The sequence below is a fragment of the Marinitoga sp. 1135 genome (assembly GCF_013363245.1).
Lineage (GTDB): Bacteria > Thermotogota > Thermotogae > Petrotogales > Petrotogaceae > Marinitoga > Marinitoga piezophila.
The window spans coordinates 1-23,470 of record NZ_LBEZ01000012.1; the positions used below are offsets into that span (position 1 = coordinate 1).

At 30.4% G+C, this 23,470-nt stretch carries 20 protein-coding genes; 2 read left to right on the forward strand and 18 right to left on the reverse strand.

Annotated elements, in window-relative coordinates; genetic code table 11:
- Nucleotides 1–39: 39 nt before the first annotated feature.
- The 18 genes from XO10_RS05975 to XO10_RS06060 all read right to left on the reverse strand — a co-directional run bounded on the left by XO10_RS05975 (nt 40) and on the right by XO10_RS06060 (nt 20,613).
- Nucleotides 40–1,176: a glycosyltransferase gene (locus tag XO10_RS05975; protein ID WP_175421257.1), complete on the reverse strand. Its 1,137-nt coding sequence runs from the start codon at nt 1,174–1,176 to the stop codon at nt 40–42.
- Nucleotides 1,177–1,235: 59 nt separating this feature from the next.
- Entirely contained in the window at nt 1,236–2,459 is a 1,224-nt protein-coding gene (locus XO10_RS05980; RefSeq protein WP_175421258.1) for a hypothetical protein, read from the reverse strand.
- A 154-nt stretch (nt 2,460–2,613) separates the two neighbouring features.
- Entirely contained in the window at nt 2,614–3,702 is a 1,089-nt protein-coding gene (locus XO10_RS05985) for a glycosyltransferase (protein ID WP_175421259.1), read from the reverse strand.
- On the reverse strand, nt 3,683–4,834 hold the full coding sequence (gene wecB / locus XO10_RS05990; RefSeq protein ID WP_175421260.1) for a non-hydrolyzing UDP-N-acetylglucosamine 2-epimerase: 1,152 nt from the start codon (nt 4,832–4,834) through the stop codon (nt 3,683–3,685). Before wecB ends, XO10_RS05985 begins: the two co-directional genes overlap by 20 nt.
- A 1-nt stretch (nt 4,835) precedes the next feature.
- Nucleotides 4,836–5,945 carry a capsular polysaccharide biosynthesis protein CapF gene (locus XO10_RS05995; protein ID WP_175421261.1) on the reverse strand — a complete coding sequence of 370 codons (1,110 nt, stop codon included), beginning with the start codon at nt 5,943–5,945 and terminating at the stop codon, nt 4,836–4,838.
- Nucleotide 5,946: 1 nt separating this feature from the next.
- Nucleotides 5,947–6,966, reverse strand: a complete 1,020-nt coding sequence (locus tag XO10_RS06000; protein ID WP_175421262.1) for a polysaccharide biosynthesis protein — start codon at nt 6,964–6,966, stop codon at nt 5,947–5,949.
- The gene (locus XO10_RS06005; RefSeq protein ID WP_175421263.1) at nt 6,967–8,190 is read right to left on the reverse strand and encodes a glycosyltransferase family 4 protein; all 1,224 of its coding nucleotides are present in this window, start codon (nt 8,188–8,190) and stop codon (nt 6,967–6,969) included.
- Nucleotides 8,187–9,509 (reverse strand): sugar transferase, encoded by a 1,323-nt coding sequence (locus XO10_RS06010; RefSeq protein WP_175421264.1) that lies wholly within the window; start codon nt 9,507–9,509, stop codon nt 8,187–8,189. Before XO10_RS06010 ends, XO10_RS06005 begins: the two co-directional genes overlap by 4 nt.
- A gap of 250 nt (nt 9,510–9,759) precedes the next feature.
- A complete protein-coding gene (gene cysS / locus XO10_RS06015) occupies nt 9,760–11,151 on the reverse strand; it encodes a cysteine--tRNA ligase (protein WP_175421291.1) in 1,392 nt (463 codons plus the stop codon).
- A gap of 5 nt (nt 11,152–11,156) precedes the next feature.
- A complete protein-coding gene (gltX, locus tag XO10_RS06020) occupies nt 11,157–12,617 on the reverse strand; it encodes a glutamate--tRNA ligase (protein WP_075780563.1) in 1,461 nt (486 codons plus the stop codon).
- 655 nt (nt 12,618–13,272) lie between these two features.
- Nucleotides 13,273–13,557 carry a DUF4351 domain-containing protein gene (locus XO10_RS06025; RefSeq protein WP_175421265.1) on the reverse strand — a complete coding sequence of 95 codons (285 nt, stop codon included), beginning with the start codon at nt 13,555–13,557 and terminating at the stop codon, nt 13,273–13,275.
- 15 nt (nt 13,558–13,572) lie between these two features.
- Nucleotides 13,573–14,727, reverse strand: coding sequence for a SpoIIE family protein phosphatase (locus tag XO10_RS06030; RefSeq protein WP_175418341.1), 1,155 nt, complete (start codon nt 14,725–14,727; stop codon nt 13,573–13,575).
- Nucleotides 14,702–15,127 (reverse strand): cytidine deaminase, encoded by a 426-nt coding sequence (locus XO10_RS06035; protein ID WP_014296679.1) that lies wholly within the window; start codon nt 15,125–15,127, stop codon nt 14,702–14,704. The genes XO10_RS06030 and XO10_RS06035 overlap by 26 nt, the downstream gene beginning before the upstream one ends.
- Nucleotides 15,102–16,436 (reverse strand): hemolysin family protein, encoded by a 1,335-nt coding sequence (locus XO10_RS06040; RefSeq protein ID WP_014296680.1) that lies wholly within the window; start codon nt 16,434–16,436, stop codon nt 15,102–15,104. The genes XO10_RS06035 and XO10_RS06040 overlap by 26 nt, the downstream gene beginning before the upstream one ends.
- Nucleotides 16,437–16,455: 19 nt before the next feature.
- Nucleotides 16,456–17,349 carry a YitT family protein gene (locus XO10_RS06045; protein ID WP_368494260.1) on the reverse strand — a complete coding sequence of 298 codons (894 nt, stop codon included), beginning with the start codon at nt 17,347–17,349 and terminating at the stop codon, nt 16,456–16,458.
- 2 nt (nt 17,350–17,351) lie between these two features.
- The gene (gene dnaJ, locus XO10_RS06050; RefSeq protein ID WP_014296682.1) at nt 17,352–18,485 is read right to left on the reverse strand and encodes a molecular chaperone DnaJ; all 1,134 of its coding nucleotides are present in this window, start codon (nt 18,483–18,485) and stop codon (nt 17,352–17,354) included.
- A gap of 2 nt (nt 18,486–18,487) precedes the next feature.
- Nucleotides 18,488–19,126 (reverse strand): nucleotide exchange factor GrpE, encoded by a 639-nt coding sequence (gene grpE / locus XO10_RS06055; protein ID WP_175421266.1) that lies wholly within the window; start codon nt 19,124–19,126, stop codon nt 18,488–18,490.
- Nucleotides 19,127–19,602: 476 nt separating this feature from the next.
- On the reverse strand, nt 19,603–20,613 hold the full coding sequence (locus tag XO10_RS06060; protein ID WP_014296684.1) for a heat-inducible transcriptional repressor HrcA: 1,011 nt from the start codon (nt 20,611–20,613) through the stop codon (nt 19,603–19,605).
- A 118-nt stretch (nt 20,614–20,731) separates the two neighbouring features.
- On the opposite strand from XO10_RS06060, the gene XO10_RS06065 reads away from it, so the two are divergent.
- Together XO10_RS06065 and murF are read left to right on the forward strand one after the other, a co-directional pair.
- Nucleotides 20,732–22,219, forward strand: coding sequence for a UDP-N-acetylmuramoyl-L-alanyl-D-glutamate--2,6-diaminopimelate ligase (locus XO10_RS06065; RefSeq protein ID WP_175421267.1), 1,488 nt, complete (start codon nt 20,732–20,734; stop codon nt 22,217–22,219).
- Nucleotides 22,216–23,469, forward strand: coding sequence for a UDP-N-acetylmuramoyl-tripeptide--D-alanyl-D-alanine ligase (gene murF, locus XO10_RS06070; protein WP_175421268.1), 1,254 nt, complete (start codon nt 22,216–22,218; stop codon nt 23,467–23,469). The genes XO10_RS06065 and murF overlap by 4 nt, the downstream gene beginning before the upstream one ends.
- The last annotated feature ends 1 nt before the right edge of the window (nt 23,470 follow it).

Here is a 23,470-nt window from a genome sequence, read left to right on the forward strand (position 1 = left end):
TGTCCTGTTATTCCGGTTATTATTGCTGTTTTCATTAAATTAACTCCTTTCTTGAACATATTTTAGCAGCTTTAGTATTTCTTTCTTTTCATTTTCTATTATTTTTTCTATCTTTTTTAAATTTTTATTTTTTTCTTTATTTTTTTCAATACATCTTTTTATTGCATATTCTAAACTTTCTTTATTTCCCTCATCATAAAAACTTATGAAATCTTTATACGGAGAATTTAAAGCAGCTTCCATTTTTGTCGAAACAATACATTTTCCTAATGATGCATAATATGTAATTTTTGAAGGAAATGAGACTTTAGAAAATTTTGATTTCGCAGGTTGAGGATTTACGCAAATATCAACATTTTCTATTATAAATTTTTTATACTCAGAATCTTTTAAAATTCCCAAATATTTTATATTTTTATTTTTTTGTGTAATTCTAATTAATTTATCTTTTAAAGGTCCATCACCTGTTATGCATAATTTATAATTTTCATTTTCTTTTATTAATTCATTAAATATTCTAATAAAATTAAATAAACCTCGTTCCTCGTCGATTCTTCCAGAATATAATAAAATATTATTATTACTCTTTTTCTTTTTTAAACTACTTATATTATTAAGAATAAATGGATAACCATAACTTAACACTACAGGAGAATTATTATTTATTTCTTTTATAATGTCTTTTATTTTTGTAGAACATGTAATAAACCCTTCAGCTTCTTTTATTCCTAAAATTTCTAAAAACTTAAAAAGCTTAAATTTTCTGCTAAAAAAACTATAAATTTCTTCAAATTCGATTATTAATTTAAATTTTTTTATTTTCTTCGCTAATAATATAGACACTGCCATTTCTGGTCTAAAATTATATGTGATTATAATATCTTCTTTTTTTACTTCCAATAATAGAAATAACAAAAAATTAAGAGATGAAAAAAAATAATTAAATGGAAATAAACTAAAAAAATTTCCTATGTATATACTATTTTTATATTTTTTCTTAACAAAAAAAAAACTTTTTCTTTTATTATTTAAAATATAAACTGTTTTTATTTTCTTTATATTTTTTAATATATTTAATAAATACTTTACTCTTTTTTCTCCGGCTAGTGAGGTTTGCAAATTTTTTTCAAACTTTACTTCATTACTTAAAATTACATTAGAAACGTAATATAACAAAATTAACACCTCGCCCCTTATTAATTTAACCTTAAATTCGATTTTAATAGTTCATACATTTATTTATTATTATTATTATTATTAAATTTTGACTTTTGTAAATTAAAACTTCGATTTTTATAAATATAAAACCCCAAAATATATCCTATAAAAGGATTTGCTATAGGTATTTGATTTATTAAAATAATATTGAGAAGTACAAATCCAAAAAAATCTTTATTAATATGAATATTTTTTATTAAATTTTTATTAATAATATAGATTAATGGAAATGAAAAAATACCTAAAGTAAACATCATCATTCCATATGCAGACATAATTCTAGTTGTTTTTATATTAAAAACAATATTTGTTGTATTTAAATATTTTGATATATTATTAATAAATAATTTCCATTCACCATATCGATGCGGAAAAAAGAAATTATAATAACTCCCTTGTAAAGAATAGATAATATGACCTATTCTATCACTAGCACTTTCATCCATAATTAATAATTTTACTGGATCTTTTTTTAATTTTATCAAAACATCAACTAATCTTATATTATTAAAATTACTTAAAAAATCTTCATTTACGAATAAAAATAATATAAGAATAATCAATATTAAAAGAGGAATTTCATAAATCTTCTTCTTTAAAAATATATCCATAAATTTATAAATTACCAAAAAAGCTATAAATATTAAGAAAGATATAGCAGATTTTGCCATAAATAATATTTGTATTATTTCTAAAATATACATTACATATTTCATCTTTTTCTGCTTTATAAATTCATGTGTAAAATATATAAATATTAACATATTCAATCCATAATAACTTGGCTCTGGAGCAAAGCTAGTTACACCACGTTCTATTGAAGTAGAAACTCTACTTGTAAAAAGCCATATATGTTTCCCAAAAAACATTTGAATGATTCCACCAATAAACCATATAAAATTTGAATATATAAATAATTTTGAAGGAAATTTATAACCTTTTTTAAAAATCAAATATGATGTAACAGCTCCCATAAAAATTGATATATATCCAAAAACATTCTTTAACCCATAAAAATAATCATATGAAAAAAATAACCATTCTATACTTATAATCACAACTAATAAAAGGATATAAAAATCTTTTGGTATTCTTGTGTAAAAAACATAAAAATTTATTAAAATAAAAATCATAGAAAATATTAAATTATATGGTTGTAAATCAAATAATCTAATTTTTATAAATGTAAAGTACGGAAAAAACAGAGTAAAATAATATAAATAAATAATTTTTTTTTCCATAATTCCTCCATATGTATATAATTCAAACATGAAATACATTGATTTAAAATACTGTAAAATTCATGTAACCCTTCAAATTAAAAGCTACTTTTTACATTTCATGTTATTTCAATATTTATTGAATTTGAAATTTTTAATTTTATCCATATTATTTTTAAAACTTTATTACTTCATATAATAAATTATTATTATTATTATTATTATTATTATTATTATTATTATTATCTAATTCTCTATATTTTATTTTTTTGATTAAAACTGATTTCATAAGAGTGTATAATGAACTTTTATCAAATGGATCAAAAAAATATGCATTTGGATAACCATCTAAAATTTCATGTGAAAACGGCATATCCGAAGCTAATATTATCGTTTTATGTAATTTTGCTTCTAACAAAGGTAACCCAAAAGTTTCTATATAAGAAGGAAATAATAAAACTGACTTTGTATATAAATCAAAAACTTTCTCTCTTGAAATATTTCCAATGAATTTTATAGGAAGATTATATTTATTTACTTCATCTACTAATTTTAATATATGCTTATTTTCATTTCCTTTTAAAGTAAATAATATTTTAAACTTATCAAAACCATCATACTTAAGTTTTTTTACAGCTTCAATAATAATTTGATGATTTTTGTATTGGATTCCACTTGCTGGATAAAAAAAAGTGCTTAATCCTTTATCTGTTGGAACAAAATTTTCATCTATCTTAATATTTATTTTTGGTGGAATAACTACAATTTTTTCAGAATCTATTCCTGTTTTTTTTATACAAGCTTTTCTAAACCATTCTGTTTGTACGATTACTTTATCAGCTTTTTTTATAGATCTAAAAATTTGCCTACTAATTATATTTTGATAAATCCAAAATAATCTATTTTCTTTAAAAGAAAATCTATATTCAGAAAAAGGAAGTGATTGATGTACATATACTATTTGAGATATATTAGAACATGGAATTATCATGTTTTGTAAAGAAAAAACTTTATCTATATTATATTCTTTTATTAACTTAGGAGCAATAAAATTATCAAAATATAACCTATGAAACCAACTTTTTTTTACCCATGGAAATCTTAAAATTTTGATATTTTCTGTTTCTTCAAAGGTTGGAGTACTAACAACAAAATACCATTTTATATCTTTACTGTTATTTTTACGAATTTCATTATAAAAATCTGTCAATATTGATAAAGCACCACCACTTGAAGCCGGAACATCAAAAACCATTATTCTCATAATTCATATCCTTTCTCCATGTAACAATATTTATAATTTTTGTATAACTCTGAATAATTTTAACAACTTTCACTGAAACATTATCATCAAAATAATCGTTTGCTCTAATTGTTTTTTCATTATTTTCCCACATTGAACGTGTTAATTCAACTGCTTGAACTATATCTTTTTCTGTGATTCCACCAATAACAATTGTTCCTTTATCTAAAACTTCCGGTCTTTCTGTTGATGTTCTTATTAATACCGCTGGAAATTCCAATATAGCTGATTCTTCCGATAATGTTCCGCTATCAGATAAAACACAAAAAGCATTTTTTTGTAATTTATTATAATCAAAAAAACCGAAAGGTTTTAATTGTCTAATTAAAGGATGAAATTTAAAGTTTCTTTCTTCTATTCTTTTCCAGCTTCTTGGATGAGTGGAATAAATGATTGGTAATTGATATTTTTCGGCAATATTATTAAGAGCATTCATTAATGAAAAGAAGTTTTTTTCATTATCAATATTTTCTTCTCTATGTGCTGAAACTAAAATATATTTTTCTTTTTCTAATCCTAATTTTTCCAATACTTTACTATTTTCTATTTTGTCCATATTTTTATAGAGAACTTCTGTCATTGGTGAACCTGTAACAAATATATGTTCTTTTCTAAAACCTTCTGATAATAAATATCTTCTGCTATGTTCTGTATATGGTAAGTTAATGTCTGCTATATGATCAACTATTTTCCTATTAATTTCTTCAGGAACGTTCTGATCAAAACACCTATTACCAGCTTCCATATGAAAAATTGGTATTTTTAATCTTTTTGCAGATATTGCTGAAAGTGCTGAATTTGTATCTCCCAATATTAATAATGCATCTGGTTTTTCTTTTAATAATACTTTATATGATTTAGCTATAATATTTCCAATAGTTTCACCTAAATGTTCTCCAACAGAATTTAAATAGTAATCTGGTTCTCTAAGTCCTAAATCTTCAAAAAATATTTGGTTTAATGTATAATCCCAATTCTGTCCTGTATGAACCAAGATATGATTAAAGTATTTATCGCATGCTTTTATAACTTCTGATAATCTAATTATTTCAGGTCTTGTTCCCACTATTGTCATAACTTTTAATTTTTCCATTTTAAACCTCCAAATAATATGTATCAGGATTTTCTGGATCAAATGGTTCATTTGCCCACATTATTGTTACCATATCTGTGTCTCCAAGATTTTCTATATTATGTGTATATCCTGGAGGTATATCAATTACTTCTAATTTATCTCCACTCACATAATATTCTATTACTTCATCAGAATCTATTTTTCTAAATCTTATTACACCTTTTCCACTTACAACTAAAAATTTTTCATTTTTAGTATGATGCCAGTGATTTCCTTTAACTATTCCGGGTTTAGAAATATTTACAGAAACCTGACCTCTATCTATTGTTTTGATAAATTCTGTAAACGATCCTCTATTATCAATATTCATTTTAAGTTCATAACTAAATTGATCTTCCGGTAAAAAACTTAAATACGTACTATATAGTTTTTTTATAAAAGAATCTGACATATCAGGGATAGTTTTATCTTCTCTACTTTTTTTGAAAGAATAAATTAATTCAACTATTTCTCCTAATTTCTTTTTATGTTCAACAGGAACCTTACAAAAATTCCCTTTTCTATTTTCAGTGTTATTTAAAGCCCTTATAAACTCATTAACAACATCATCTATATATACCAAGGTTAATTCAACAGTTGGATCATTTACTTTAATTGGTAAATCTCGTGATATATTATAACAAAATGTGGCTATTGCACTATTGTAATTTGGTCTACTCCATTTTCCAAAGACATTTGGTAATCTATATACAAAAACTTTAACATTATTTTCTTTTCCATATTTAAAGATTAAATCTTCTCCCGCTTTTTTGCTTCGCCCATAAGGATTATCTCGTTCTGCTTGAATTGAAGATGTTATTAAAATTGGTGCTTTATTATTGTGTTTTTTTAATAATTCTAATAATTCAGAAGTAAATCCAAAATTACCTTTCATAAACTCTTCTTCATTTTTAGGTCTATTTACACCAGCAAGATGATATACAAAATCACATTTTTTGGTATATTCATCCAATAAATTTTTATCTGTTTCCCGATCAAATTCATAAATTTCATTATATCCTCTATTCCTCAATTCTGCAACTAAGTTTTTACCTATAAATCCTTTAGCCCCTGTTACTAATATTTTCATTTTATTTCACTCCAAATTCTTTTAAATCTTCCTCTATTTCCTTTAAGTTTAAAAGCATTTCTTTTAACTCTTCTTCTGTTAATCTGTGCGTATTATGTGAATTGTATTCATGTGCCTCAGTTATTACTTCTTCACCATCATTAAAGAATTTATCATAGTTTAAATCTCTTGTATCTGCTGGAATTCTATAATATTTTCCAAGATCAATAGCCTTTACCATTTCTTCTCTTGTAATTAATGTTTCATACAACTTTTCACCATGTCTTGTCCCTATAATCTTTATTTCGTGATCAGGCCTATTTAATAATTTCCTTATTGTATTAGCAAGTAATTCTATAGTAGCAGCTGGTGCTTTTTGAACAAAAATATCACCATCTCTTCCATTTTCAAAAGCAAATAAAACAAGATCAACAGCTTCATCTAAACTCATCATAAACCTTGTCATTTTAGGATCAGTAATAGTTATAGGTTGATTGTTTCTAATTTGATTAATAAATAATGGTATAACGGATCCTCTTGACGCCATTACATTTCCATATCTTGTTACACAAATTGTAGTTCCATTATCCGCTCTGGATTTTGCTATGGCTATTTTTTCCATAATGGCTTTTGTCATTCCCATAGCATTTATTGGATAAACTGCTTTATCGGTACTTAAACAAATAACTTTTTTAACTCCAGCATTAATTGCTGCATTTAAGACATTTTCTGTACCAATCACATTTGTTCTTACTGCTTCCATTGGATAAAACTCACAAGAAGGAACCTGTTTTAATGCTGCTGCATGAAATATATAATCTACTCCTCTAAAAGCGTCTATCAATGAATCATAATTTCTAACATCACCAATGTAAAATTTTAATTTTGGATTTTTATAATATTTTCTCATATCATCCTGTTTTTTTTCATCTCTTGAAAAAATCCTTATCTCTTTGATGTCTGTATCTAAAAATCTTCTCAAAACTGCATTTCCAAATGATCCTGTTCCACCTGTAATTAATAATATTTTATCTTTAAACATCTATTTGCACTCCTTTATATCTTCATTTTTTATTGCTTTTTCTAGCATACATTCTAATTTTTGAAAATATAGGTTTCTTAGAAAGTTTTTCTCATAATATTTTCTTGCATTAATTCCGTACAAATCTGCTAAATGAGGATTTTTATATAATTTCAGTATATTATTTGCTAAAGTTTTATAATCTTCCGCAGGTCCGCATAAGCCACAATTTGCTTTTTGTATTATCTCATTTGTTTCACCATTTATCGCTCCAATTATCGGTTTTCCAAAAGCCATATAAGATTGAACCTTTCCAGGTAGGGTATATGAAATAATTTTGTTATCTTTTAATGTTACTAAAAAAGCATTTGCAAATCCATAGAAATATTTCATTTTTTCAACAGGATGATATCCATGAAATATTATATTTTTTAATTTGAGTTTTTTAGCAAGTTGTTCCATATTTTGCTTTTCTGAACCATCACCAACAATATGAAATAATATATCTTCATATTCTTCCAATTCTTTTGCTGCTTTTACTATTGTTTCAGTACTTTGCATCTTTCCGATATTTCCTGCAAATAATAAATTAAAACTTTTAGAATATGCATTATCTATATTATCCTCTTCATTACTTTCAAATATATTTTCTGCATACATAGGAAAATATATTAAATTATTTTTAATTTTATGATACTCCTTAAAATATTTTTCAAAAGAATATGAACTCATAAAAATATAATTTGCTTGTTTATATATCCAATTGCTAATCTTAGAAAAAATTTTATATATTGGATTATCCGGTGTCAATTTAGCAGTTTCTAAACTTGCAGGCCACAAATCAAAGCAATAAATTATAAAAGGTTTTTTAGTAATTTTTTTTAAAATAACCCCACCTAATACCTGAGTAATTGGGGATGTTTGGTGACCTATTATTATATCAAAATCCTTCTTTAAAAAGATTGATCCTATACTTGAAGTTATGGCAAAACTTATATAATTTAAAGCAAGCTTAAATAGACTTTTACCTCTACTTATTAACGGAACTCTTACTATTTTTACTCCATTAATATTTTGAATTCTATTTCTAAAGAATTTATATTCTTTAGGTATTTTTCCACTTGGATAGTTTGGTAATCCCGTTAAAACAGTAACCTCATGTCCTCTTTTAACCAATTCAAAAAAAATATCATTAATTCTAAACTGTTCTGGATAAAAATGTTGAGTAACAAAAAGTATTTTCATCTTGCCCCTCTCATTCCTAGCATAGTTTCTAATGTTAAAAGCATTATTCTTAAATCTAACCATATGTTTTTGTTTTTTATGTAGTAAAGATCATATTCTGTTTTTTTAATATAGTCTTCTAATGTTGAAGTGTGTTTGTAATTTATTTGTGCCCAGCCTGTTATTCCTGGTTTTGTTTTTAAGCGGTATCTGTAAAATGGTATTTGTTTTTTCATTTTTTCGTGGAATTCTATCATTTCCGGTCTTGGGCCAACTAAGCTCATTGTTCCCTGAATTACATTTATAAATTGTATTGATTCGTCTATTCTTGTTTTTCTTATTATTTTTCCAATTTTTAATACGCTTTGATCTATTTTTTTATTTGGATTTTCAGGATCTATTTCAGTATTTTTTAAAGATCGAAGTTTGTTTAGAATAAATATTTGTTCGTTTTTGCCAACTCTTTTTTGTTTGAATATTATCGGCAGCCCATCTTCTAAAAAGATAAATATTGATGATATAATTATAAATGGCGAAAAGACTATTAACAATATTCCACCTGAAAATACATCTAAAACCCTTTTAGATGGTGATTCATATTCATGATCGAGTATTATTGTATAATACTCTTTAAATCTTTCTATCACTTCCAGAGGAATTCTTTTTAAATATTTTTCTGCTATGTTTGGCAAATGTTCTATAGGAATTCCAAGGTTTTTGTATTCTTCGAGTTTGTCTTTTACTATTTCTTCGAGTTTGGGATCAGTTACAAGAATTGCGTCGTATTTTGACGTGTTTTGTTTGTAGGTGAAGTTTATTATTTTGTTTATTCTGTTTTTTTCTTTTTCTGTGAATCCGTCTTTCACCAATTCTTCGAGTCTTATTGGTGATGGGTTTATGTAATCTACAAATTGCAATTTGTTTAGAGTTTTTTGCTGGATTTCGTCTAAGATATGGCCTATTTCATTTTTTCTTCCAATAACAAGATATCTTTTTGGCTGAGCATGTTTTTCAAAAAGTTTGTATTCTGTTTTGTGTATTAAAGGAAAGATTATTATAGCTATTGCCATATTATGGATAAATGTGTATCTGCTTATATCTTTTTCTATTAGAGGATAGAACATAAGAAGGATTATAGAACCCAGCATAAATCCTGCGAATATTCTTATAACTGATTCATTGAGTGAGTTCATTGTATCAAGATCGTAGGTTCTAAATGCATAGAAACCAAGAAAGAGGGATATTGATATTAATGAAGATATATACCAGTTGTATTTGAACAATAGCAGGTTTATTGCAAATATGATTATTATATCTATGATTTTAGGTAATTTTCTCATGAATTAACCACCTTTACTCAGGTCTATTTATATTATATCATATTTTTTTATTTGAGTGAATATTCAGTAGTCAGTAAAAGAAAAATTCACAAAGGTGACTTTGTGAGGATTTACGAGGATATTAAAATAAAACACGGAGTTTTTTGCTCCGTGTTTTATTTTATCATTAATCTATTAAATTTTCAATAGTTAGAAGGTGTTTTTCTTTCTTTTTTAATATCTTATTAATATATCAGGTGATAGATTAATTTTAATCGATTGTGAATGTTGTACCATTTGGTGTGTCTTTGAGTGTGATGCCAATGTTTTTGAGTGTGTCTCTGATGTAATCGCTAAGCTGGAAGTTTTTTTCTTTTCTAAGCATGTTTCTTACGTCTATTAAGACGTTTATTAATTCTTCTGCTTTTGCTGATTTTTCTTCTTTTGTTGGAAGTTCAAAGATTCCAAGTACTGGACCAAATTCGTTTCTGATTAGATGATAGTTTTCAATGATTTTTTGTTCGTTGTTTTCTGTTAATGCTTTGTTGAGTTCGTTGGTTAATTCAAAGATTAAGGCTATTGCTTTTGGTGTGTTGAAATCTGTTGAAAGATAATCAATGAATTCATTTATTTTTTCTTTCATGTATTCTGATTTTGGAATATATGGAACATTGCCTTCGTATTTTTCTTCTACTGCTTTTAATGCTTCATTTACTCTCTTTGTTGATTTTTTCTGGGCGTTTAATCCTTCTTCTGTGAAGTCTAATGGTGTTCTGTAATGTTTTGAGAGTATAAATGTTTTTATGGTATCTGGATCATATGCTTTTACAAGTTCTCTTACTAACCAGATGTTTCCAATGGATTTTGACATTTTTTCGCCTGAGAATTTTATCATTCCGTTGTGCATCCAGTATTTTGCAAATGTTTTTCCGTGTCTTGCTTCTGACTGTGCTTTTTCATTTTCGTGATGTGGGAAGATTAAGTCGTTTCCTCCAGCATGAATGTCAAATGAGTCTCCAAGGAGGCAGTTCGACATTACTGAACATTCAATGTGCCAACCTGGTCTTCCTTTTCCCCATGGGCTTTCCCAATATGGTTCTCCTTCTTTTGCTTTTTTCCAGAGAGTGAAGTCCAATGGGTTTTGTTTTTTGTTTGAAATTTCTATTCTTGATCCTGCGATCATATCTTCTGGGTTTCTGTGTGAGAGTTCGCCGTATTTTTCGAATTTTGATACGTTGAAATATACATCTCCGTCTGATTCATATGCAAAGCCTTTGTCTATTAAATCCTGAATGAATTCTATTATTTCATCAACGTAATTTGATGTTTTTGGGTGGAAGTTTGCTGCTCGGATTCTGAGATTATATGAATCTTTCCAGTATTCTACTATATATCTTTCTGCTATTTCTTTAAAAGGAACGCCTTCTTCATTTGCTTTGTTGATGATTTTGTCGTCTATGTCTGTGAAGTTTTGTACCATTGTTACTTTGTATCCTATATATTCAAGAAATCTTCTGAATGCGTCAAATACAATCATGGGTCTTGCATTACCAATGTGGATAAGATTGTATATTGTTGGACCACAGACATACATTCTTACATGATTTTTTTCTATAGGTTCAAAATCAACTAATTCGCCTTTTAATGTGTCAAAGATTTTTATTTTTTTTACCATTGTGCCACCACTCTTTCCAATCTTTGAAGGACTCTTGTTCTTCCAATTAAGTGTATTGTTTTTACAAGGTCTGGTCCTTCAAAGGAGTTTGTGAGTATTTTTCTTAATGACATGTAGAATGGTTTTTTTGCTGGTTTTGCTTCTTTCATTGCTTCTTTTATGTTTTTGAGTATTGTTTCAACTTTCCAGTCTGGATCGTTGAGTATTTTTTCGTGTATTATTTTTATTGTTTCTTTTACGCCTTTTGCTTCTAAGAATTCTTTGAGTTCTTCATCTGCTTCGTCGAGCTCAAATTCTTTGAGGAAGATTTCGAGTTTTTCCGGAACTTGTGATAAGTCGTCAACTGATTCCCTAACTATATCAACTGCTTCTGTTACCCATTTTTTGTTGTTTTCGAACTGTTCTTCTGTAAGTAATCCTGCTTCGAGGATAAATGGTTTTGAGAGTTTTACTATTCTATCGAGATTTGCTTCTCTAATGTAAACGCCATTCATCCATTTTAGTTTTTCGTTGTCGAATATTGCAGGACTTGAATTTACTCTATTTAAGTCAAATGTTTCTATCATTTCTTTTAATGGGATTATTTCTTTTCCGTCTGGGTGTGACCAGCCAAGCAATGCAAGGTAGTTTACCAATGCTTCTGGTAAGTAACCTTTGTTTCTAAATTCTTCTACTGATGTTGCACCATGTCTTTTTGAGAGTTTTTTGCCATCAGGTCCAAGTATCATTGATACGTGGGCAAATTGTGGCATTGGTGCATTAAATGCTTCGTATAATGCTACCTGTCTCAATGTGTTTGAGAGGTGATCGTCTCCTCTGATTACGTGTGTTATTTCCATTGTGATATCATCTACTACAACTGCGAAGTTGTATGTTGGTAAACCGTTGCTTCTCATGATGATGAAGTCGCCAATTGCGCCTTCACCAAAGGTTACAGGTCCTTTGATTAAGTCGTTTATTGAGAATGGTTTTCTTGGCATTTTGAAGAATACTACCGGTTTTAATCCTTTTTCTTGAAATTCTTTTTTTCTTTCTTCTGTGTTGTATGGTTCTAAGAGTTCGTATGAGTAGTGTGGTGGTTTTCCTTCTTTTGCGAGTTTTTCTTTGATTTCTTCCATTTCTTCTGGATATACGTAGGAGTAATATGCTTTTCCTTCGTTGATTAATTGTTCTGCCATTTGTTTGTAGATGTGTGTTCTTTCGCTTTGTCTGTATGGGCCGTATTCGCCTTTTACGTCTGGACCTTCGTCCCAGTCTAATCCTAACCATGTTAATGCTTCGATGAGCTGATTTTCTGATTCTTTTGTGGAACGTTCCACGTCTGTGTCTTCTATTCTTAATACGAATACACCATTGTGTTTTTTGGCGTATAGGTAGTTGTATAATGCTGTTCTTGCTCCACCTACGTGGAGGAAGCCTGTGGGGCTTGGGGCGAATCTTACTCTAACACTCATTGTAGTTACCTCCTTATTGGTTTTTGTTATTGCTTTATCACTCAGCAGAGGAATATTCTGAAGATATTCCTCTGCTGAGTGATAACAGAAAATAAAAGTGGTGGTGGATGATTGGAAAAAATAAAAGTTTTTGCTTCGTAAAAAACACTCCTAAAAAGGTTCATTCATGCGGGTGAAATTTCTTATAATTGTGAAAAATAAAAACTTATTCAGACGACTCGAACGCTGATCCTCAAAAACTTTTTTCGAAAATAGAAATAATAATAATCGCTCAAACGGTAGAAAATTCTAATCCTCAAAAATTCTCGTTCCCGCCGGTCGTTGCAGACTCACGTCCATGTTCGTCCTTTTTGTTGTAGATTGAAAAAATAAAAGTTCATTCATACGACTTGAGCACTAATCCTCAAAAACTGCTCATATTCGTGGGGTCGCTTAGATTCTGCATCCCTGCAGAAGCTGCGCTCAAAAAAACCTCCTGTTTTTTTGACCCTCTCCATTCGCAGTTTTTTTCGGGTGCTCTGCGAGTATTCATTCACTTTTATTTTTTCAATCGTTTGTAATTTTACCTTGGACACTCTGCGAGCCTTCACTCGCTTTTATTTTTTCCAACTATCCTGTAATCCCCGCTGCGGGAAATTCTTAGTTTTCGCTCATATTATTTTTCTTTTTTCTTTCTGTTTAATATTTCCACTGTTTCTTCGTAATTAATTCCAAATATGTTTTCTGTTATGTATTCTATTGTTTCTATGTTGAGACTATCTATGTTATCTATATATGGCGTTATTTTTTTTCCGAATTTTTTTAGTAATAAATTTTTTAATACTTTTTTTTCTCCTTCGTATAACCCTTCTTGTAATCCTTTTTCTAATCCTTCGTGCAACCCTTTTTCGTAATTTTCTCTCATGTTTTCATCTAAGGCTTTTGCAAATCTTTCAAACATTAGGCGCACCTCTTTTCAGCTGGATTGTTTCCAGGATAGTATTAGAAATGTGATGTCGTCTGGGGGGCGGGGGGGGTTGAGGTTGGTTTTTATTGCGTTTTCTATTTCCGGTATTATTTGTTCCGGTGTTTTTAGGTTTTGGGTTATTATTTTGTATAGTTTTTCTGTTGTGAATTTTTCGCTGAATTCCACCAGCCCGTCTGTGTATAATGCTATTTTTGTGTCTGGAGTGATTTTTTGTTCTTTTAATGTTATCTGTTCTGGCGATGTAACCAGTCCAATTCCCAATGGGAAGTTGGTGAATTCGTCTGTTGTTATTTCATTGTTTGTTATAAATATTATTTCTCTATGTGCAAAGTTGGCATATTGGATTTTTTCTTTTGATAATATTGCAAATATGCCTGTGAAATACATATCGTCACCAAAGTAATTTGTTACTGATTTTTCTAAGGCTAATATTACTTTTTTTAGATTTTTTTCTTTTTTTTCTACTACTATTTTTTCAAGTTCTTCTTTTACTATTATTGATAGTAATGATGAGGTTAGTCCGTGGCCTGAGATGTCGTATATATATACGAAGTTTTCATTATCTGATAATGGGATTATTCCCGCCATGTCACCTGATGTGCTATGGGATGGGATATATAGATAATCGAATTTTATGTTTTTGTATTGTGCAGGTGTTGGTAATAATCGTTTTTGTAGATTTCTTGCCAGGTTCAGGTCTTTTTCGTGAATTTCAAAGGTTCTTTGCAATTCTAATTGCAGATGATATAGTTCTATGTGTCTTTTTATTTTCATTAGTAATTCATATGGTTGAACAGGTTTTTCCAGATAATCTGATGCCCCCATTTGAAATGCTTTTTCTTTTTGTTCTGGATCCTGTATTGCTGTGTGAAATATTATTGGGATTTTTTCAAGTCCTTTTAAAGCTTTAAATGCTTTACATATTTCAAGTCCTGACATTCCCTTTAATTTTTGTTCTAAAATAACAACATCTGGCTCATGTAACTGAGCCATTTTTATTCCTTCGATACCAGTTGAAGCTTTGTATATTTTAAACGGTTCATCGAATTTTAATTTTTTTATTATGTTTCTTTTTTCTGTGAATATTTGTTTTAAGAAATATACATGATCCTGATTGTCATCGATTATCAGAATTTTGATCATTTAAATCTTTCCCTGAAAAACCGTATGGAAGTAATTCCTCTACTGTCATTATTTTCAGGTCTTTTTTGAGGTTTGTGAGTATTATGTTTTCAACACCAAATTCCGCAATTACCTGTCTGCATGCACCACAAGGGCTAATTGGTTCATCGGTTTCTCCTATTACTACTAATGCTTCAAAGTTTTTTTCGCCTTCTGATACAGCTTTGAATATTGCTGTTCTTTCTGCACACATTGAAAGGCCATATGACGCATTTTCAATGTTTGTACCGGTATATATTTTTCCGTCTTTTGTGAGCAATGCAGCACCAACTTTGAAGTTTGAGTATGGTGAATATGAGTTTTGCATTGCATCTTTTGCTTTTTGGTATAACAGGTCAATCTTCTTTTGGTCTAATTTCATTAAAATCCTCCTTAACTGTTATTTTTACTTTGTCTATTTTGTTTTTCGAGACTGAGACTATTTCAAATGTAACTCCATCGAGGGTTAATTTTTCACCTGCTCTTGGGAATCTTTCGAATTCTTCGAGTAAAAGCCCGCCTATTGTTTCGAAATCTGTTTCTGGAAGTTCTAAGTCGAGCTCTCTTTCTATGTCGTTTATTGGTGTTGTTCCGTTTACGAGATAATTATTTTTGCCGAGTTTTACTATGTTTATTTCTTCGGAAACAACATCGTATTCATCGAGTATTTCACCTGTTAATTCTTCAAGTACGTCTTCGAGGGTTACTATTCCTGCTGTTCCACCGTATTCGTCCACAACCACGGCAAGATGTGTTCTTTTTTCAAGGAATAGTTTCATTACGTCTCTGAGTTTCATTGTCAATGGAATGAATTCCACTTTATGCATTATGTGTTTTATGTTTAGTTCTAATGTTTCTTCGTTGAGTCCTTCTTTTTCTATGATTTTAAATACGTCTTTGGCATAACATACGCCTATTATGTTGTCTATTGAGTCTTTGTAAACGGGAATTCTTGAGTATCCTTCTTCGTTGATTATTGTGATTAAGTCTCTTATTGATTCTTCTTCTGATATTGCAATTATATCAACTCTTGGTGTCATTATTTCTTTTACTGATATTTCTTTTAGTTCGAGTCCTCTTTTCATTATGAATTTTTCGTCTTTTTCTATTACCCCTTCTTCATGCCCTATATCAAGGTAATTTATGAGTTCATCTTCGGTGATAAACGGAGCCTCGCTTATTTTTTCTCCACCAAAAAGTCTTATGAAAAAGTTTGAAATGCTTACAAGCAACCATATTATTGGTTTTAATATATATGTGAGAAATGAAATCACAGGAAATACAAAATTAAAGAATTTTTCGGTGTTTTCTCTGGCGTATACTTTTGGTGTGATTTCACCAAATATGAGTATTGCCAATGTGAGTATTCCTGTTACTATTCCAACAACTTTTCCGGTGTTTCCTGGAATCATTTCAATTACAAATGCAGTGGTAATAGATGATACGAGTATGTTTACCAGATTGTTCATTACAAGGATTGTGGTGAGCAATTGGTTTGGATGTTGTAAGAAATGATGTAATTTGTCTCTTGCATGTTCATCTTCTTCGTTTTCTATCATGTCTTTTACTTTAAGCCTGCTCATGGATGTTAATGCTGTTTCTGATGCTGAAAAGAACGCTGACAGTGATAATAATCCCACAATCTCGAGTAACATTATTATGATGCTCTTATAACTGGTAGGGTCGTCCACTTTGCTTTTTCCTCCTCTGTTATCTTATTTTTTTGAATCCATACCCTAATGCCTCGGAGTTCTGGAGTATGGAAATGAATGCATTGCTGTCTTCTTCTCTGATTATTCTTCTGAAATCTCCAATTTCACGACGTGAAAGAACTATCATTAATACGTTTTTGTCCTGATATGTGTATCCGCCTTTTCCCTGAAGTATTGTTACTCCACGGTCGAGTTCTTTTAATACTCTTTCTTTTATTTTATCATATTTTTCGCTGATTACAAATACTGTTCTGGTTGATTCGAAACCTTCTACCACTGTGTCTATCATTTTTGAGGTTACAAAGATGGTGATTATACCATACATTGGAACCAATGGGTTTATTAAAAATGCTGAAGCGGTAACCATTGTATCCACTATTAATAGCCCTTTTCCTGTTGATATATGGAAGTATTTGTTTATTATTAATGCAAGTATATCTGTTCCTCCTGTTGATGCGTTTCGCCAGATTACAAGCCCCAATCCTATTCCTGATAGAACCCCACCGTATATTGCACTCAATAGGTATGGATCTATTGCCATTTGTGAATTGAGCATTATTTCTTTCATCATTGAGTCTAAATGCAATGCCTGTTCAAAGAAGTCTATTTGAAACGATAATAGTGTTGCTGCATATATGCTTTTGAAACCAAAGCCAATTCCAAGTAGCCAGAATCCAAGCGCAAAGAGGAATATGTTGTAAATGAACATTTGAAGACCGAGCCACCAGCCAAATAGGTTTTTGAGAACAATGGCAAGACCGCTAACTCCACCAGCAACTATTGCAAATGGGTCAAGGAATAATACTATTCCCAATGCTGTTAATGTTGTCCCTGCTGTGATGATGATGTAATTCACTGTTTCTTTTTTGATGTCGATGTTTGTTTTAAACACCCCTATACCTCCAATCCCTTAAGTTTTGCTATTTGTTTTAGCAATCTTTTTTCCCTGAGTCCAGGTTTTTTTAATTCTACGTCTATTTTAACATATAGGTCGCCATATTTTCCAGTTCTGAAATCTGGAAGTCCGTGGCCTTTTAAGACGATTATTGTGCCTGGGTTTGTTCCTTCTGGGATTTTCAGGGTTGTACTACCGTTTAAGAGTTCGAGGTTTATTGTTGTGCCGAGTAATGCCTGGATATAATCGATTTTTACTGTTGTTTCAAGATGATTACCTTTTCGTTTAAAATTAGGGTGTGGTCTTACATTTACTTTTATGATTAAGTCTCCTGCTGGACCGCCATTTTTACCGTCGTTACCTTTTCCAGGAATTTTAAATGTGTAGCCATCTTCAACGCCAGCTGGAATTGTGATTTCAATGCTTTCTCTTTTTAGTTGTTTTCCTGAGCCATGACAAACGTCACATCTTTCGTTTATTATCCTTCCTTCGCCATTACATGTTGGACATGGATATGTTCTTACGAATACACCAAAGAATGTTCTTTCTTCTTCCTGAACTTTTCCTGTTCCGTTACAACGAGGACATGTTGTGAAGCTAGTTCCATTTTTTGCTCCTGTTCCGTTACAAGCATAACAGGTTACATATCTATCATATTCTATTCGCTTTTTTACGTCTTTTAATATGTCTTTGAGGTCAACTGTTATTGCAAAGTATTTGTCTTCTCCTTTTACAGGAGGTCTTGATGTTCTGGTTTTTTTTCTTGATGTTGTTCCGCCGCCCATGAACATGTCAAAGATGTCGGAGAATGTTCCACCAAAGTCTCCTATGTTGCCAAAGAGGTCTTCAAATAAATCTTCGAAACCTCCACCTGCTCTCTGGCCGCCGTTTGGTGGCATTCCTCCTTCGGGGACGAAACCAAATTTATCGTAAAGTGCTTTTTTCTGTGGATCGCTAAGCACTTCATATGCTTCCTGGATTTCTTTGAATTTTTCTTCTGCGTATTGTTTGTTTTCCTGATGTCTATCTGGATGCCATTGTTTTACTAATTTTCTATATGCTTTTTTTATTTCTTCTGGTGTTGCGTTTTTGCTGACACCTAGTATGCCGTAATAGTCTTTTTTCTGGTTCATGTTTATTCACCTCCATTTGTTTCTTCGTTTTCTGTTTTGTCTTCCTGTTTTGTTTCTGGTTTTTCCTGTTTTACCGGTTTTATTGCAACTTTTACTTTTGCGGGTTCTATTATTTTTCCTTCGAGTTTTATTCCTGGTGATACGAGTTCGTATACGTGATATTCTTCTACTTCGTCTGTTTCTACTCTTTCTATTGCGTCGTGTTCAAATGGGTCGAATTTTTGATTTTTTTCTGGTTTTATGAATTCTACTCCTACGTTTTCTATTGTTGAGACGAATGATTTGTATATCATTTCAACTCCTTTGGCAAAGCTTTCAAGGTTTTGTTGATTTGCCATGACTATTGAGAAGTTTTTGTATAATGGAATTAGTTGTTTGATGACGCTTTCTTTTGCTTCTTTTTTGATTCTGTTTTTTTCTTTTTGGACTAAGTCTTTGTAGTTTTCGAAATCGACTTTGAGGTTTATTGCGTAGGATTTTATTTTGTCGTATTCTTCCATGAGTTTTTTGTTTTCGGATTCTTTGGTTTCGAGGTCTTTTTTGAGTTGTTCTATTTCATTTTTTAATTGTTCCATTTCTTTGGTGATTTTTTGTTCTTTTTTCCTGGATGTTGTTGGTTTTTTTGTGTTTTTTTCTGCCATGCTGATCCCTCCTTGAGGCTATTGTTGTTGTTATTGTTGTTGATTGAGAAAACATTCATAAAAAGGTTCGTTCATGTGGTTTGAGTATCGTTTTTTGAAAGTAGAAAAATAATATTCTCTCAGACGGCAAGAATTTCTAATCCTTGCTCCATTTGAAAATTCGGGCACGCTCAGATTCCCCTTCCCTGGGGAAGCTTCGCTTTCCAAAACTTCCTGTTTTTCCAACCCGAATTTTCTGCATTCCGCTTCGGGAAATTCTTAGTCTTCGTTCATATTATTTTTCTACTTTCTTTCATATAATCCGACACTCTGCGAGTATTCATTCACTTTTATTTTTTAAATCGTTTGTAATTTTACCTTGGACACTCTGCGAGCCTTCACTCGCTTTTATTTTTTCCAATCATCATTATTTCTCCTTGGGAATTTTCAAGTTTTCGCTCACATTATTTTCCGCATTACATCCAAGAAAAAAGTTTTTATAGGTTCTTGGATATAATTTCTGATAATCGGGAGGTGTATTCACCGAGGATTGAGTAGATTTGCTTGTAATCCGAATATTTGAATGTTAGCAATGCCACTTTGCCAAGTGGGTTTGAGTTGTAGCTATATGCTGTTTCGAACATTATGAAATTTTTGAGTTCTGGAATTTCAAAGTCACTTCCTATTGTTGCTTTTATTTCTGATGTGAATGGTTTTTTTGAGAGCAATTCTACTTTTAATTTGTCTTCTTCTACGATTTTTGACAGATATAGTATTTCTTCTGGTGTGTGATATCCTGTTGATATTATTTTTGCCAGACCACTGATTATGAATTTGTTTCTAAAGAATTCTTCAACCAGGAGATATACGAGTTTATATAGGTTTATGAGCCTTATGTCTCTTTCCTGTTCGATTTTATTTGTTTTTATGATGTTTATTATTTCATGCATGGATTTTCCAACAAGTCCTGTTTCCAGGATTTTTTCCAGTTCTTTGGGGGACGGAAATCCATAATTTTCAACGGTTCTTGTTATTGATAATCCCAGATTTGTCATTAATGTGATTTGATAGAAATCATTTGTCAGGTCGGATACAACTGCCCTGGTTATGTATATGTATTTTGAGTCCGGGAGCTCCAGAATTACAAGGCTGTTTGTTGTTTCTGAGAGCATTTTTGAGAATTTGTCGAACATTATGTTTATGTCATAGAATTTATATTCATGAGGTAATTCTATGTTTTTGCTTTTTACTGAAAAGCTTTCTTTTATGGCTTCAAAATATAATCTTAAAGCCATATCAGTTGGAATTCTTCCGGCGCTGGAATGTGGCTGGAAGATGAGTTTTAGGTGCTGTAATTTTTGCATGTCGTTTCTAATGGTTGCTGAGCTAACATTCAGGTTTGATTTTTTTAAAATTTCCGATGAACTTACCGGTTTTTTTTCTTTTATAAAATTTTCTATGATTGAGAAAAGTACTTTTTTTTGCCTATTGCTCAGTTCTCTGGGCATTTTATCACTCCTTTTTTTTGAGTGCTAATTATATGATAACATAAAAAAAGGGTTGTAAAAAATTAAATATTAGTGTAAAATTAGTTAAGAAATGAAATAATATAAGGGGTGTGGTTAAATGCTGGGACATGAGATTGTTGAGATTTTAGACGACCTGATTATTGAGTATAATTTTCCGCTTGATAAGAACTATACGTTTTTTACCAACAATACAAACAAGATTAAGCCTGGATCGGTTTTCGTTTGTATTAAAGGTACTTTTTTTGATGGGCATGATTTTATCAAGACCGCTATTGAATTTAATGCATCTTTAATTATTTCTGAGGATGCTAAGAAAACACAATTTGATTTTCCTTATATTCTTGTAAGCGATACTAAACAGGCTTATGCTCTGCTTAATTATGCATATTATAACATAGACTTTAATGATTTTAACTTTATTGGCGTTACCGGAACTAATGGAAAAACTACTGTTATTTCTTTAATCCATTATGTTCTGACGCAAGCTGAAAAAAATAGTTCTCTTATTAGCACTGTGGGTATTAAATTGAATAATGAATTATTGTATGAACCGTATAATACTACGCCGGGAGTTGATGAGATTGCCAGAATCTTAAATCTTTCAAAGGAACGGAATATTGAAAATATCTGTCTTGAGGTTTCTTCTCATGCTCTTGCACAGAATAGGGTTTATAAGATTCCGTTTTCTATTGCTATTTTAACCAATATTACCAGGGACCATCTGGATTATCATAAGGATTTTGAAGAGTACAAAGAAATTAAGATGTCTTTATTCAGACATCTTAAGGATGATGGTATTGGAATCATTAATTTAGACTGCAATAATGTAGATGAAGTTCCATTGGAAAGAGACAGAATTGTTACATATGGGTTTACTAATGTTGCAGATTATGTTATTTCTGATGTGGAATATAATAATTCGCAAATGGTGTTCACCATTAAGGAGCCTGATGGAACTGAGAATAAGATACACACACATTTAATAGGAGAATATAATGCTCAGAATCTTACAGCAGCTTTTGTTGCTTTGAGAAATATGGGAATAGATAGAGAAATAATTCGTCATGGTTTTCTTGAATTTCCCGGTGTTCCAGGAAGGTTTCAGCTTGTTGAGAATACCCGCGATGTGGAGTATAAGGTTTATATTGATTTTGCTCACACTCCTGATGCTCTTGAAAAGGTTTTGACAAGTGCCAGGAAGATTACAAAGGGAAGAATTATTCTGGTATTTGGTGCAGGTGGCGCTGCGGATATTGGAAAACGAAAGATTATGGGTGAAATTGCCTCTAAATATAGTGATTTAATTGTTATTACAGATGATGATCCCAAGAATGATGATCCTGATGAGATTATTGAACATATTCTTGAAGGAATTGATAAGAGTAAGCCGTATATTGTGATAAGGAATAGACGCACTGCTATTAAGGCTGCTGTTAGTTTTGCTTCAAGGGATGATATTGTGATTATTGCCGGAAGAGGGCATGAGAAGTTCCAGTTGTATGAAAATGGAAAAAAGATACCTTTTAACGATTATGATGTGGCTTATGAGATTGTGCAAAAGTTTAGAAAGGTGATGAAGCGATGAGCAAATTTGTTTTTGATTCTCGCCAGGTTGAAGATGGGGATATTTTTGTGGCTATTAAAGGCGAAAGAAATAATGGCCATGATTTTGTCAATGAAGCTTTTAAAAAAGGTGCCGTTAAGGCTATTGTTGAGGAAGAAAGGGATTATAATGGCGAGGTTTTGCTTGTTGATAACGTAATTGATTTTTTAAATAGAGAGGCTTCTAAGATTCTCGTTGATAATTCAAAGATTCGTATAGGTATTACCGGTTCAAATGGAAAGACTACCACAAAGAATTTTCTTGCTCATTTGCTGGCCTATGGATTTAAGGTTTTTAAAACAGAGAAGAATTATAATACAGAGATTGGAATTCCTTTAAGTATTTTGAATAATTATTCAGGCGAACCTGTTTCCATTGTTGAGATGGGGTTGAGAAAAGAGGATGATATAGGCTTTTTGACGAGATTGTATAAGCCCAATGTTTCTATTTTGTTGAATATAGGCACTGCACATCTTCAATTTTTTGAAAAGCGAGAAAAAATTGCTTCTGAAAAGTTGAAAATTGTTTTTGAGATGGAGAAACCCGGCATTGTTTTTGTTAATGGCGATGAGGAGTTGCTCAATATTGATTATCCTGAAGATGTAAAGGTTTTTAGATTTGGAGAAAATGAAAATAATGATGGCGTTTTAATTGATTTTGATTATTTAAACGGTAATACACGCGTTTTTTATAATATTTATAATGAAGATGTGATGCTCACATTACAGGGAATCTGGAGTAAAGGACAGTTAATTGATGCACTTGCAGCTTTACTGGTTTCCCTTTATTTTGAGATTCCTTTAGATCCATTTTATATTTTTTCTTTTAAATTGCCTGAAAAACGATTTGAGTTGAAGGAATATAATGGAAAAATTGTTATTAATGATGCTTATAATGCTTCAAAGGAATCTTTTTTCAGTGCTTTTGAGAGTATTGAAAAGATGGATGTTGATAGGAAGATTTTGATTATGGGTAGGGTTTTAGAAATTACTGATGAAATTGAGTATCACATGGAAATTATTAATGAGGCTAAAAAGGTTTTTGATAAGATTTATTTTTATGATCCTGAAGAGTTTTTTGATTTTGAGGGTATTGAATATTTGAGAAATAGCGATGATGTGTTAAATGTTTTAAATATGGAAAGCGGTTTGATTTATGTAAAAGCATCTAATGGCACAGGTTTAGGAGCTATTGTGGAAAAGATTTTAAATAAAAAGAATAATAAGCAGTAAT